The 13,393-nt window shown below is 68.1% G+C and carries 11 protein-coding genes; 3 read left to right on the top strand and 8 right to left on the bottom strand.

Annotated elements, in window-relative coordinates; translation table 11 throughout:
- Nucleotides 1-14 precede the first annotated feature (14 nt).
- Nucleotides 15-983 carry an arabinan endo-1,5-alpha-L-arabinosidase gene (locus GAS53_RS42220; protein ID WP_151483081.1) on the top strand — a complete coding sequence of 323 codons (969 nt, stop codon included), beginning with the start codon at nt 15-17 and terminating at the stop codon, nt 981-983.
- Complete coding sequence (locus GAS53_RS42215; RefSeq protein WP_151483080.1) at nt 965-2,398, top strand: family 43 glycosylhydrolase; 1,434 nt, start codon at nt 965-967, stop codon at nt 2,396-2,398. The genes GAS53_RS42220 and GAS53_RS42215 overlap by 19 nt, the downstream gene beginning before the upstream one ends.
- Before the next feature lie 223 nt (nt 2,399-2,621).
- Here GAS53_RS42215 and GAS53_RS42210 read toward each other — a convergent pair whose 3' ends face one another.
- The 8 genes from GAS53_RS42210 to GAS53_RS42175 all read right to left on the bottom strand — a co-directional run bounded on the left by GAS53_RS42210 (nt 2,622) and on the right by GAS53_RS42175 (nt 12,892).
- The gene (locus GAS53_RS42210) at nt 2,622-4,247 is read right to left on the bottom strand and encodes a pyridoxal phosphate-dependent aminotransferase (RefSeq protein WP_192583511.1); all 1,626 of its coding nucleotides are present in this window, start codon (nt 4,245-4,247) and stop codon (nt 2,622-2,624) included.
- A 160-nt stretch (nt 4,248-4,407) separates the two neighbouring features.
- Nucleotides 4,408-5,454, bottom strand: coding sequence for an aldose epimerase family protein (locus tag GAS53_RS42205; RefSeq protein WP_151483079.1), 1,047 nt, complete (start codon nt 5,452-5,454; stop codon nt 4,408-4,410).
- Between the two features lie 106 nt (nt 5,455-5,560).
- Nucleotides 5,561-6,805, bottom strand: coding sequence for a multiple monosaccharide ABC transporter permease (gene mmsB / locus GAS53_RS42200; protein ID WP_151483078.1), 1,245 nt, complete (start codon nt 6,803-6,805; stop codon nt 5,561-5,563).
- Complete coding sequence (gene mmsA, locus GAS53_RS42195; RefSeq protein ID WP_151483077.1) at nt 6,802-8,352, bottom strand: multiple monosaccharide ABC transporter ATP-binding protein; 1,551 nt, start codon at nt 8,350-8,352, stop codon at nt 6,802-6,804. Before mmsA ends, mmsB begins: the two co-directional genes overlap by 4 nt.
- A gap of 32 nt (nt 8,353-8,384) precedes the next feature.
- The gene (chvE, locus tag GAS53_RS42190; protein WP_192583510.1) at nt 8,385-9,497 is read right to left on the bottom strand and encodes a multiple monosaccharide ABC transporter substrate-binding protein; all 1,113 of its coding nucleotides are present in this window, start codon (nt 9,495-9,497) and stop codon (nt 8,385-8,387) included.
- A gap of 133 nt (nt 9,498-9,630) precedes the next feature.
- A complete protein-coding gene (locus GAS53_RS42185; protein ID WP_151483075.1) occupies nt 9,631-10,599 on the bottom strand; it encodes a hypothetical protein in 969 nt (322 codons plus the stop codon).
- A gap of 134 nt (nt 10,600-10,733) precedes the next feature.
- On the bottom strand, nt 10,734-11,738 hold the full coding sequence (locus tag GAS53_RS42180) for a zinc-dependent alcohol dehydrogenase (protein ID WP_151483074.1): 1,005 nt from the start codon (nt 11,736-11,738) through the stop codon (nt 10,734-10,736).
- Nucleotides 11,735-12,892 carry a mandelate racemase/muconate lactonizing enzyme family protein gene (locus tag GAS53_RS42175; RefSeq protein ID WP_151483073.1) on the bottom strand — a complete coding sequence of 386 codons (1,158 nt, stop codon included), beginning with the start codon at nt 12,890-12,892 and terminating at the stop codon, nt 11,735-11,737. The genes GAS53_RS42180 and GAS53_RS42175 overlap by 4 nt, the downstream gene beginning before the upstream one ends.
- A gap of 255 nt (nt 12,893-13,147) precedes the next feature.
- Between GAS53_RS42175 and GAS53_RS57040 the strand changes: the two genes are divergently transcribed.
- On the top strand, nt 13,148-13,393 hold a 246-nt coding region (locus GAS53_RS57040; protein ID WP_450165049.1), incomplete at its 3' end, for an SCO2400 family protein.

Below are 13,393 nucleotides of genomic sequence, written 5' to 3'. Positions count from 1 at the left end.
GTAGGAGGATCCGCGTGAGCCGCACCTCCCGCACAACCGTGCTTCTCGCCGTCCCCGCGGCGATCCTGCTCGCCCTCGTTCCGAGCACCGCGTCCGCGTACCCGAACCCCGGCACCGTCACCGGCTCGACCGTCGTCCACGACCCGACGATGATCCGCACCTCGTCGGGCCAGTACCTGCTGTACGCAACCGGCGGCGGCCTCGCGAACAAGACGTCGAGCAACCGGATCGCCTTCAGCGCGGGCGCCGACGCCTTCCGCACCAAGCCCTCTTGGTGGTCGCAGTACGCGACCGAGGCGTGGGCGCCCGACATCTCGTACCACGGCGGCAAGTACCTGATGTACTACGCCGTTTCGACCTTCGGCTCCAACAAGTCGGCCATCGGGCTCGCCACTTCGTCGACCGGGCTGCCGGGCTCCTGGACCGACCAGGGGACCGTCTACACGTCCACCGCCTCCAGCGACTACAACGCCATCGACCCGAACCTCTTCGTGAACGACGACGGCAAGTGGTGGCTGTCCTTCGGCAGTTGGTGGACCGGGCTCAAGATGATCCAGATCAACCCGTCGACCGGCAAGCAGCTGTCGAGCAACACCACCCGCTACTCGATCGCCTCCCGGCCGACCGGCACGAAAGCCGTCGAGGCCCCGTCGATCGTCAAGCGGGGCGGCTACTACTACCTGTTCGCGTCGTACGACACCTGCTGCGCCGGTACCGGCTCCACGTACAAGGTCAAGGTCGGCCGGGCCACCAGCGTCACCGGGCCGTACCACGACAAGAACGGCGTCTCCATGATGAACAACGGCGGGACGCCCGTGCTGGAGTCGCACGGCCGGTACATCGGCCCCGGCGGCCAGTCGATCATGGCGGACTCGGACGGTGACCTGATCGTCTACCACTACTACGACGGCCAGGACAACGGCACTCCCAAGCTCGGCATCAACCTACTGAACTGGAGCAGCGGATGGCCCGTCGCCTACTGACCCTGCTGGCCGCACTGCTACTCGCCCTGTCGGTGGGGCAGTCGTCGGCGAGCGCGGCCTCCTTCACCAACCCGATCAAGTCGGTCAAGGGCGCCGACCCCTGGATCTCGTACCACGACGGCAACTACTACCTGGTGACGACGAGTTGGACCGACGTCATCACCATGCGCAAGTCGCCGACGCTGGCCGGGCTCTCGACCGCGCCCAGCGTGCAGGTGTGGAAGGGCGACGCGGCCTCGCGCTGCTGCAACATCTGGGCACCCGAGCTCTTCTACTCCGGCGGCAAGTGGTACCTGTACTTCGTGGCCGGACAGAACGTCTCCGACTACAACCAGACCCAGCGCACCCACGTCCTGGAGAGCGCGGGCTCCGACCCGATGGGTCCGTACACGTACAAGAACCAGCTCAACAGCGCCTGGATGCTGGACCCGAGCGTCATGAACGTGAACGGGCAGCTGTATCTGCTGGGCAGCGCGAGCGGTGGGACGCAGAACCTCGTCATCGCGCCGATGTCCAATCCGTACACGCTCAGCGGTTCCTTCTCGACGATCTCCACGCCGACGTACGACTGGGAGAAGTCGGGCGGGACGGTGAACGAGGGGCCCGAGGTCCTTCAACGCAATGGCGTGACGCGGATCATCTACTCGGCGAGCGGCTGCTGGACCCCCGACTACAAGCTCGGGCAGCTGACCCTCACCGGCTCGAACCCGCTCTCGGCCTCCTCCTGGACCAAGAAGTCCACGCCGGTCTTCCAGCGCAACGACTCGGCGGGTGTGTACGGTCCCGGGCACAACGGGTTCTTCAACTCGCCTGACGGCACCGAGAGTTGGATCGTCTACCACGCCAACGACAGCGCGAGCGAAGGCTGCGACAACGGGCGGACCACCCGGGCGCAGAAGTTCACCTGGAACTCGGACGGTTCGCCGAACTTCGGTACGCCGGCCAGGCTCGGGGCGAGTATGGCCGGGCCGTCCGGGGAGCCCTCGTCCACGTCGACCACGTACACGCTCACCAATCGCAACAGCGGTAAGTGCCTTGAGGTGGCGGGGAGTTCGAGTGCGGACGGGGCCAATGTCCAGCAGTACGCCTGTAACGGGGGCAACAACCAGAAGTGGCGTGTGGAGGATCGGGGCGACGATACGAGTCGGCTGGTGAACGTGGCGTCCGGCAAGGTGCTGGACACGGCGAGCTGTTCCAGCGCCGACGGGGCCGATCTGCGCCAGTGGGCCTGGCTCGACAACACCTGTCAGCGGTTCCGGTTCCTTGCCACGAGTGGGGGATACGTGCGGATCGTGAACCAGGCCACCGGCAAGGTTGCGGATGTCGCTGACTGCTCCACGGCTGATGGGGCGGATGTGCGGCAGTGGACTTGGTTGAACAACAACTGCCAGCAGTGGAGGTTCAACCCGGCGTAGCGCTCCGCGGGGAGGGCGGTTCGTTTTGTGCGGGTGCGTGGGGGCTGGTCGCGCAGTTCCCCGCGCCCCTGAAGGGGCGCCGCGCGGGCCCGCGTCTCCCCTCCGAGCGCGGGCCCGCGCGTTTCCCCCTGGGTGCCGAGGCCGGGAGGGTCCTGGACCTCCCGGCCGGCGGGGGCCTCGTCGCGGGAGGTTGACGAGGCCGCCCGGGCAACCGGTCCGGTGGTCAGCCGACCCGGTCGACTGCGGCGGCCGGCCATCCGGCGCCGTTCGGTGGTGTGTTCGGCCAGCCGGTGGGCTGCTGCTGGGGGACGGGCTCCGGCACGGGCTGCGGTTGCGGCACGGCCTGGGGTTGCGGGAACGCCTGCGGTTGCTGCGGGAACGCCTGCGGCTGCTGTGGGAAGGCCTCGGGCTGCTGCGGGAACGCCTGCGGCTGGGCCTGAGGCTGCGGCTGGCCCTGGGGGGACACGGCGGTCAGTCCCGGCATGCCCGTCGTGCCGCGCACCTGGGCGGCCGTCAGTCTCTGCCCCTGCCCCCGCCCGCCCATGCCGGCCGACGCGGCGGCGGTGAGCGGTTGAGGTTGCGGTTGCAGCTGCGGTTGTGGCTGTCCGGCCGTCCCGTTCGCCGCGGCGGCGAGCCCCGGATATCCGGCCCCGTTGGTCGAGCTGACGAGCCGGTCCACCGCCGCCGTACCCGAGCTGTAGCTGGTCCCGGTGCCCAGCTCGGGCACGGCGGCTCCCCTCCTGGTCCCGTAGAGCACCGATTCCAGGCCGGACACCAGGCGACGCACGTCAACCTGGGGGCGCACCACGAGCCGCAGGAAGCGACTGGACGAGCCGATCTTGTTTCCGCACTCGCGGACCAGGATCCGGTGCTCGGTGAGCAGCCGGTCCCGGACCACGGTGCCTTCGGCGCCCACGGGGAGGCGCACGAAGAGGAAGTTGCCCTGCGACGGGTAGACCGTCAGACCGGGCAGCGCGGAGAGCTGGCGCGCCATGTCGAGCCGGTCGCGGCGCACCATGTGCAGGCTCTCCATGTACTCGGGACCGTGGTCCCTGAGCATGAACACCACGGTCTCCGCGAAGGCGTTGAGGTTCCACTTCGGCAGCATCGAGCGGATCTTGCCCGCCAGGCCCGGGTTGGCCACCATGTAGCCGAACCGCACGCCGTGCAGGCCGAAGTTCTTGCCGAGGCTGCGCAGCACGATGACGTTGGGGCGCATCACGGCGTCCTCGACGACGCTCGGTTCGGACTCCGCGTCGGCGAACTCCAGGAACGACTCGTCGATGACGATCAGGTCCAGATCGGCGAGCGCGTCGCAGAAGGCCAGGATCGTCTGACGGGGCAGGAAGCCGCCGTCGGGGTTGTTCGGGTTGCAGATGACGGCGGCCCGGGTACCCCGGGAGCGGATGAACTGGATGTACTGGGCCGGGTCGAGGGCGAATCCGTTGCTCTCCTGGAGCGGGAACATGTCGACGCGCTTGCCGGTCTCCAGCGGCTGGTCCGTCCAGCGGCCGAAGGTGGGGACGGGGATGGCAAGCGACTCCCGGACCAGCAAGTGGTCGATCCAGGTGATCAGTTCCGTCGATCCGTTGCCCATCGCCACGCACTGCGGGGGAAGCTGGAGCAGGTTGCACAGCTCACTGGTGATGGTGTCCGCGCTGCTCGGGTAGTACGTGATGATGTCGCGCAGCCGGTGCGTCAGCTCGTCGAACATCGCGGGCGTCGGGAAGTACGGATTGCACGGGATGCAGAAGTCCAGCGGACCCGCCTCCCCGCTCTCACGCGCCAGCGCGGCCATCGACGGGCTGTGCGCGCCGGTGCGGAACAGCGAGGTGACATTGTCGGCCATGGACCCTCCGTCCTTGAGGGGCGGCCCGAGCGGGGATACGCGGGCCGATCCTTAGTACGGACGGAGATGGGGCTGTGTTCAACTGATGGGAAAGCTGGGGAGATTGGCGTACGCCGGAGCGTTTGAGGCGCGTTTCAGGCTCCCAGCCCGGTGTCCGGCCTCAGATCCCGAACGAGTGGACCGTCGTCGACCGGTACGTCCCACCGGGCCTGAGCACGGTCGACGGGAACTCCGGCCGGTTCGGCGAGTCCGGGAAGTGCTGGGTCTCCAGGCACAGCGCGTCGCCCTGCCGGTAGGCGCGCCCGCCGGGGCCGACGAGGGTGCCGTCCAGGAAGTTGCCGGAGTAGAACTGCACGCCCGGCTCGGTCGTCGCGAGCTTCAGGGTGCGGCCGGAGGACGGGTCCCGGAGGGTCGCGATGTGCTCGGGCCGCTCTGTGAGTCCCTTGTCGAGCACCAGGTTGTGGTCGATGCCCTTGGCGTGCAGGAGTTGCGGGTCCGCCCGCCGGAGGCCCTCGCCGACCGTCTTCGGCTCGCGGAAGTCGAAGGGGGTGTCCGCGACCTCGGCCAGCTCGCCGGTGGGGATCAGGCCCGCGTCGACCGGTGTGTAGCGGGACGCGGCGATCGTCAGCTCGTGGTCGTGGACCGAGCCGGCGCCCTCGCCCGCCAGGTTCCAGTACACGTGGTTGGTGAGGTTGACGATCGTGGCCCGGTCGGTGGTCGCCTCGTAGTCGATGCGCCAGTCGCCGCGCTCGGTGAGCGTGTACGTGACCTTCGTTGTGAGTGTGCCGGGGAAGCCCATCTCGCCGTCGGCGCTGGTGCGGCGCAGGACGAGGCCGACATCCGGTCCTGAGGTGACCTCCTCCACGTCCCAGACGCGTTTGTCGAAGCCCTCGGTACCGCCGTGCAGGCTGTTGTCGCCGTCGTTGACGGAGAGCCGGTAGTCCTCGCCGTCGAGCGTGAACCTGCCCTGGGCGATCCGGTTTCCGTATCGGCCGACGAGGGCGCCGAAGTACGGGCTGGATGCCTCGTACTCCTCGACGGTGTCGAAGCCGAGCGACACATTGGCGTACTGGCCGCTCCGGTCCGGGAGTTCCAGGGACTGGACGATGCCGCCGTACGACAGGACCTTCAGCCGGGTGCCGCCGTTCTCCAGCGACCAGCGGTGGACCTTCGTTCCGTCGGCGAGCTGGCCGAAGAGTTCTTTCACGGTTCCTGTCTTCCCGATCCTGGCCGCCCGGAGGGTGGGCCGTTCCTGCGGTGCACAACGAAATGGGGCCCCGCGGACCGTACGTCCGCGGGGCCCCACCGAGTTGTTACGAACCGACCTTGCGCTTGTTCCACACGTCGAAGCCGACCGCCGCGAGCAGCACCAGGCCCTTGATGACCTGCTGCCAGTCGCTGCCGACACCGACGAGGTTCATGCCGTTGTTCAGCACGCCGAGGACGAGACCACCGATGATCGCGCCGAGGACCGTGCCGACGCCGCCGCTCATCGACGCGCCGCCGATGAAGGACGCGGCGATCGCCTCGAGCTCGAAGTTCACACCGGCCTTGGGCGAGGCCGCGTTGAAGCGGGCCGCGAAGACCAGACCGGCCAGCGCCGCGAGCATGCCCATGTTGAGGAAGACCAGGAAGGTGACCTTCTTGTCCCGCACACCGGACAGCTTCGCCGCGGGCAGGTTGCCGCCGATCGCGTACACGTGGCGGCCGATGACGGCGTTGCGCATGACGTAACCGAAGCCGACGACGAGGACGCCGAGGATGATCAGCACCACCGGGGCGCCCTTGTAGCTGGCGAGCATCATCGTCACCGTGAGGACGGCGGCGACCAGCGCCACGATCTTCAGCAGGAAGAGCTTGGTGGGCGGCACCTCGAGCGCGAACTCCTGCTGCCGCCTGCGGTCACGGACCTCCTGCAGCACCACGAACGCGATCACCGCGAAGCCGAGGAGCAGGGTGAGGTTGTGGTAGTTGGTGTCCGGACCGACCTCGGGAAGGAAGCCGTTGGAGACGTCCTGCAGACCCTTGGGGAACGGGCCGATCGTCTGGCCCTCGAGGAAGATCTCCGTCAGACCGCGGAAGAGCAGCATTCCGGCGAGGGTGACGATGAAGGATGGTATGCCGAGATAGGCGATGAAGAACCCTTGCAGGGCACCGGCGGCGGCGCCCAGGAGCAGGCACAGCACCACGGCCAGCGGCCAGGCCACGTCGTGATTGACCATCAGTACGGCACCGACCGCGCCCACGAAGGCGGTGAGTGAGCCGACCGACAGGTCGATGTGGCCCGCGATGATGACGAGCATCATGCCGATCGCGAGGATCAGGATGTAGCTGTTCTGCAGCACCAGGTTGGAGACGTTGCGCGGCAGCAGCAGGTCGCCGTCCGTCCACACCGCGAACAGCACCACGATCAGGCCGAGCGCGATCAGCATGCCGTACTGCCGCATGTTGCGGCGCATGCCGTCCATCATCAGCTGCAGCAGGCCGTCGCCCCCGGTCGACCCGCCCTTGCCGGCGGGCGCCGGGGTCGGGGTCTTTTCGGTCACATTCGTGCTCATCGCTCGTCCCTCTTGTCCTTCGTCATCTGGCGCATCAGCACTTCCTGCGTGGCCTCGGCCCGCTGGACCTCACCGGTCAGCCGTCCAGCGGCCATCGTGTAGATGCGGTCGCACATTCCGAGCAGTTCCGGCAGCTCGGAGGAGATGAAGACGACCGCCTTGCCCTCGGCGGCCAGTTTGTCGATGACCGTGTAGATCTCGAACTTGGCGCCCACGTCGATGCCGCGGGTCGGCTCGTCCAGAATCAGCACGTCCGGACCGGCGAAGATCCACTTGCTGAGGACGACCTTCTGCTGGTTTCCGCCGGACAGCTTGCCCACCGGCTCGAAGACGGTCGGCGCCTTGATGTTCATCGACTTGCGGAAGCCCTCGGCGACCTGCCGCTCGTCGTGCTCGTCGACCACACCACGCCTGGCGACCTTGCCGAGGGCGCTGAGCGAGATGTTCCGGTTGATGGTGTCGATGAGGTTGAGGCCGTAGTGCTTGCGGTCCTCGGTGACGTACGCGATCCCGTGCTTGACCGCCTCGGGCACGGTCTTCGTACGGATCTCCTTGCCGTCCTTGAAGACCGAGCCGCCCGCGTACCGGCCGTAGGTCCGGCCGAAGACGCTCATCGCGAGTTCGGTGCGCCCGGCGCCCATGAGCCCCGCGATGCCCACGATCTCCCCGCGGCGCACCTCGATCGACACGTCGTCGACCACCTTGCGCTGCTGGTCGATCGGGTGGTGGACGGTCCAGTTGCGGATCTCCAGGGCCGGAGCCGCGCCCACCTCCGGCTCGTGCGGGGTGCGCTCCGGGAAGCGGTGGTCGAGGTCGCGCCCGACCATGCCGCTGATGATCCGGTCCTCGGTGGTCTCCGGCGCTTTCACGTCGAGCGTCTCGATGGACCGCCCGTCGCGCAGGATCGTCACCGAGTCCGCGACGCTCTCGATCTCGTTGAGCTTGTGCGAAATGATGATCGAGGTGATGCCCTGCTCCTTCAGCCCCAGGATGAGCTGGAGGAGCTTGCCGGAGTCCTCGTCGTTCAGAGCCGCCGTCGGCTCGTCGAGGATCAGCAGCTTCACCTTCTTCGACAGCGCCTTCGCGATCTCGACGAGCTGCTGCTTGCCCACACCGATGTCGGCGACACGGGTGTCAGGGTGCTCGTTGAGTCCGACCCGCCGCAGCAGTTCGGTCGCGTGCTTCAGCGTCTCGCTCCAGCTGATGAACCCGCGCGTGGCGTGCTCGTTGCCGAGGAAGATGTTCTCCGCGATGGAGAGATACGGCACCAGGGCAAGCTCCTGGTGGATGATCACAATGCCGTGCTGCTCGCTCGCCCGGATGTCCTTGAACTCGCAGGACTCACCCTCGAAGAGGATGTCGCCCTCGTAGGTTCCGTGCGGATGGACGCCGGAGAGGACCTTCATCAAGGTCGACTTTCCGGCGCCGTTCTCCCCGCAGATGGCGTGGACCTCGCCCGGCCGGACGCTCAGAGAGACGTCCGACAGCGCCTTGACGCCGGGAAAGGTCTTGACGATCGAGCGCATTTCCAGGACGGGTCCCGCCATGGTCGTGCCTTCCAATCCCTAGGGGGTGGCGGTTAGTTGACTGCGTCGGCCTTGACGTAGCCGGAGTCGATGACGACCTTCTGGTAGTTGGTCTTGTCGACGCTCACCGGGGTCAGCAGGAACGCGGGCACGACCTTCGCGCCGTTGTCGTACGACTTGCTGTCGTTGACCTCGGGCTTCTTGTCGTTGAGCACCGAGTCGACCATGTTCGCGGCGACCTTCGCGAGCTCGCGGGTGTCCTTGAAGACGGTTGCCGCCTGCTCGCCCGCCTTGATCGACTTCAGCGAGGCGACCTCGGCGTCCTGTCCGGTGACGACCGGCAGCGGCTTGTTCTTGGAGCCGTAGTCGTCCGACTTCAGCGCCGACAGGATGCCGATGGAGATGCCGTCGTAGGGCGAGAGCACCGCGTCGACCCGGCCGCTCCGGTACGTCGAGGTCAGCACGTCGTCCATGCGCTTCTGCGCGACGCCGCCGTCCCAGCGCAGCGTGGTGACCTGGTTCAGCTTCGTCTCGCCCGACTTGACCACGAGCTGCTTCTTGTCGATGTAGGGCTGGAGGACCTTCATCGCGCCGTTGAAGAAGTACCGGGTGTTGTTGTCGTCGTTCGAGCCCGCGAAGAGCTCGACGTTGAACGGGCCCTTCTTGGAGCCGTCCGCCAGACCGAGCTTCTCGACGATCTGGGTGCCCTGCAGCTCGCCGACCTTCTCGTTGTCGAACGACGCGTAGTAGTCGACGTTCGGCGAGTTGAGGATCAGGCGGTCGTAGGAGATCACCGGGATGTCGGCGTCCTTGGCCTGCTGAAGAACGTTGTCGAGCGACTTGTTGTCGATCGCCGCGATGATCAGCGCGGAGACGCCCTGCGTGATCATGTTCTCGATCTGCGAGACCTGGGTGTCGGGGTCGTCCTCGCCGAAGGCCAGCTTGGTCTTGTAGCCGGCCGCCTTCAGGTTCTTCTCCACGTTGGCGCCGTCGGCGATCCACCGCTCGGAGGACTTGGTGGGCATGGCGATACCGACGGTGGAGCCCTTCGCGTCTCCCTTGTCGCCCTCGCTGCCGCCCTCGCTGTCCTGACCACAGGCGGAGAGGGTGAGAGCCAGGGAGGCGGCCGCGGCTATGGCGGAGAGCGCTGCTTTGCGATTGCGCATGATCATCTTCCTTGATGTTCGGGTGGGGGCTCGGTCCGGCGAGTCCGAGATAGTGCGAGGAAAAGACCGAGTAGAGGTGTGTGGGATTGTGTTCGGCTGAGTCGTCTTTTGTGAAGGGGGTGTGTTCGGAACGTTATGAGGGAATGTCGAACCGCTTGAGCTTTCCGGGCAGCCGGGAGCCGAGCGGAGCCATGTCGCCGTCCGCTCCGTGCCGCGCGAGCAGGTCCAGGGCGAGCCGGCCGCGCCGCACCCTCTCCTTGGCGGTGGACAGGGTCACGTCCCGCATGTGGTGACCGTACGGGTAGATCCCCGGAGCCTTGGAGAGGCCGAACTTCAGGTACAGCGGGGCGCCGCGGCGGATCAGCTCGGCGACCTCGTACATGCGCACGTAGCCACCGAGATCGTCGGGGGCCTCGATGTACATGTCCATGGGCGCTGCGCTGACCCTACGGATCTCGGTCAGGTGGTCAAGCGTGAGATCGCTGGGCACGTTGATGGAGTCGCCGCCGAGCTGCTCGTACACCGCGTACGCGGCCGGGTTGACCGGGCCGACCAGCGCCGAGACCTTCAGCGTCGTGTCCGCCGGGATGATCCCGGCGACCCGGGCCCGGTGCAGGGTCCACAGCACGCCCTCGTCAGCCACGAGGAGGCACTTTACGCCCAACTCCGTTGCGCGGACGGCGTCTTCGACACAGCCGGCCACCGCGTCGTGGCCGCGGGCGCGCAGCCCGCCGCCGCGCGAGTCCGTACGGGTCGAGCCGCCGATGTCCCACGTGCCGCGCGGGCCCGTGAAGAGGCAGAGCTCGATGTCGCGCTCGCCGGTGGCCTCGACCATCTCGGTGATCTCGGCGTCGGTCAGCATCCAGACACCGCTGCCCTGGCTGATCCGGTGGATCGGCACATCGAGCCGCGAGGCCTCCTTGAGGACCACGGCCAGCGCCTCCGGCCCCTCGCACGAGGGGACCTCGGTGCGCCAGCTGCCGCCCTCCGGGAAGGCGTGCGGTGAGGCGTCGGCGGGGGAGAGGGCGGGCGCGCCCAGGCCGAGCGCGGCGAGCGCCTGCTCACCGGGTCGACGGGCCGCCTTGGGAGAAGCGTCGGTCACAAGGTGTCCTTAAGCTTTGGCGAGGTTCGCGTTCGATATGTCGGACATAGTTCGTGGGGGTGGAAGTACGCCGGTACGGAGCGTCAGGTCTCCGTACCGGCGTACGGATCGGGGGGCGGCGGGCACCGCGGGCCCTAAGGCCGCAGCAGCACCTTGCCGACCTTCGGATCGCCGGACCCCACCAGCTCGATGGCGTGAGCGAACTCGTCCAACGGCAGCTCGTGCGTGACCAGCGGAAGCGGATCGAGCAGACCGGCACCGAAGACCCGCACCGTGTGCGCCCAGGCCGCCGGCGGCGCCCCGAACACGGTGTGCACCTCCAGCTGCCGTACGACGAGATCGGTGGGGTCGAGTCCCACGGCACCCGGAGCCGGGATACCGGTGAGGACGAGACGTCCGCCGCGCCGGAGCAGGGAGGCAGCGGTGGTCGCGGCGGACGCCGACCCGGCGGTCTCGATCACCACGTCGAAGTCGTCGGGCAGTTCCTGGTCCCTCGTACGGAAGTCGGTGGCGCCGAAGGTCTTCGACAGCTCCGCGCGGTCCGGGCGGGTGCCGACCACGAGCAGCTCCGAGGGGGAGCCCGCCTTCAGGAACTGAACGGCGAACATGCCGAGCGTTCCGGTGCCGACGACGGCCACCCGCTCGCCGGGCCGCGCGTTCGCCTTGAGCGCCGCCGCCGCGATGCAGGCCGCGGGCTCCAGGAGCGCCGCCGCCGTCAGATCGGCGTCGTCCGACAGGACGTGCAGCAGCCGGGCGGGCAGCGTGAGCGTGCCGGCCATGGCGCCGGGCTGGGTGAAGCCCGTCTCCTCGTAGCCGGCCGTGCACAACGTTGTCTCGCCCTCGTGGCAGCGGTCGCAGACCTGGCAGTTGCGGAAGCCCTCACCGACCACCTTGCGGCCCACGAGGCTCTCCGGGACGTCGGCGCCGACCGCCTCGACCGTGCCGGACCACTCGTGGCCCGGCGTCAGCGGATAGCGGACGTACCCCTCGGGCCGGTTGCCCTGGTACACCTCGCGGTCGCTGCCGCAGATACCGCTCGCGTGGACCCGTACGAGGGCCTCGCCCGCGCCGGGCGGCGCGGGCTCGTGGGGGGCCAGCCGGTACTCGCCGGGACCCTCGATGACGACCGCGGTGCTCACTCGGACCCCTTCGGCTTGCGCTGCTCCCAGCCGTCCGCCCACAGGTCGAAGCGGGCCTGCTGCTGCGGGAACTCGGCCGCCGCGTCCGTGTCCAGCTCGACGCCGAGACCGGGCTCGTGCGACAGCTCGAAGTAGCCGTCGACGACCTGCGGGGCGCCCTTCACGACCTTCTTGATCTCCGCGTCCGCGAAGTCGTTGAAGTGCTCCAGGATCTTGAAGTTCGGGGAGGTGAAGCCGACCTGGAGGCTCGCGGCGGTGAGGACCGGGCCGCCCACGTTGTGGGGCGCCACGAGCATGTAGTGGGCCTCGGCCGTGGCCGCCAGCTTCCGGGTCTCCCAGATGCCGCCGATGTGGCCGACGTCGGGCTGGATGATGTCGACGGCCTGGCTCTCGAAGAGCTCGCGGAACTCGATGCGGTCGTGGATGCGCTCACCGGTCGCGACCGGGATGTCGACCTTGGCCGCCACCTTCTCCAGCGCCTTCAGGTTCTCCGGCGGGACCGGCTCCTCCAGCCACGCGGGCTTGAAGGGCGCGAGCTCGCGCGCGAGGCGAATCGCCGTGGCCGGCGAGAAACGGCCGTGCATCTCCAGCATCAGCTCGGCCTCGGGGCCGATCGCGTCCCGGACGGCCTCGATCAGCGAGACCGCGTACAGCGACTGCTCGTGGTCGAGCTCGAAGTGCCCCGTCCCGAAGGGGTCGATCTTCAGCGCCTTGTACCCGCGCGCGACCACTGCCTGGGCGGCCTTGTGGTACGCCTCCGGGGTGCGCTCCGTGGTGTACCAGCCGTTCGCGTACGCCTTCACCTTGTCGGTGACCTTGCCGCCCAGCAGCTGCCACACCGGCACGCCCAGGGCCTTGCCCTTGATGTCCCAGCACGCCATCTCGATCACGGCGATACCGGACATGACGATCTCGCCGGCCCGTCCGTAGTCGCCGTACTTCATACGGCGCACGAGGTCCTCGACAGCGAAGGGGTCGGAGCCGAGAATATGGTTGGCCTCCGCCTCCCGCAGATAGCCGATCAGCGCGTCGGTATGACCCAGCATGCGGGTCTCGCCAACGCCGGTGATGCCCTCGTCGGTGTGCACCTGCACGTAGGTCAGGTTGCGCCACGGGGTCCCGACCACGTGTGTGCTGATTCCGGTGATGCGCACGGAAATTGCCCCTTGTTGCTCTTCGGCTCTGTTCGAAATTTCGTCACACGTTCGAAATGCTGGGCAGACAGTAAGGACGGGGCGGCGGCAGTGTCAATGGGTCGAACGCATAACGGTTTCGACGCGATGGCACGGGAAGGCGGCGAATGGTCCGTCCTGTCCTCAAGTCGCCACACCGGAACGGGCAGTTCACCACACAACTTTCACAGCCGTGACTAGGAACGTGACCTGTGCGGAATTTAGTCTTCCCGCGTCATGGACTACTGCCACCCGTGCCAACGGCACCTCAATGGCGCCCTCGCTTGTCCGGGGTGCGGTACATCGGCCGAAGCGTGCCGGGAGTACGCGGCCTCCCTGGAAGATCGCGAGGACGTCGACGAACGCGACGACGCGTCGGCGGAGGACGACGACCCCGAGGGCGGCGCGGGCCGGACCCGGCGCCGCGGCGGCCGCGGGGTCCGGGCGAGCCGGCGCGACCGGCGCGCCGCGCTGCACCGGCGG

The sequence above is a fragment of the Streptomyces albicerus genome (assembly GCF_008905045.1).
GTDB lineage: Bacteria > Actinomycetota > Actinomycetes > Streptomycetales > Streptomycetaceae > Streptomyces > Streptomyces albicerus.
The sequence above is the reverse complement of the archived record's forward strand: the minus strand, read 5'-3'. Positions and strand labels throughout refer to the sequence as shown.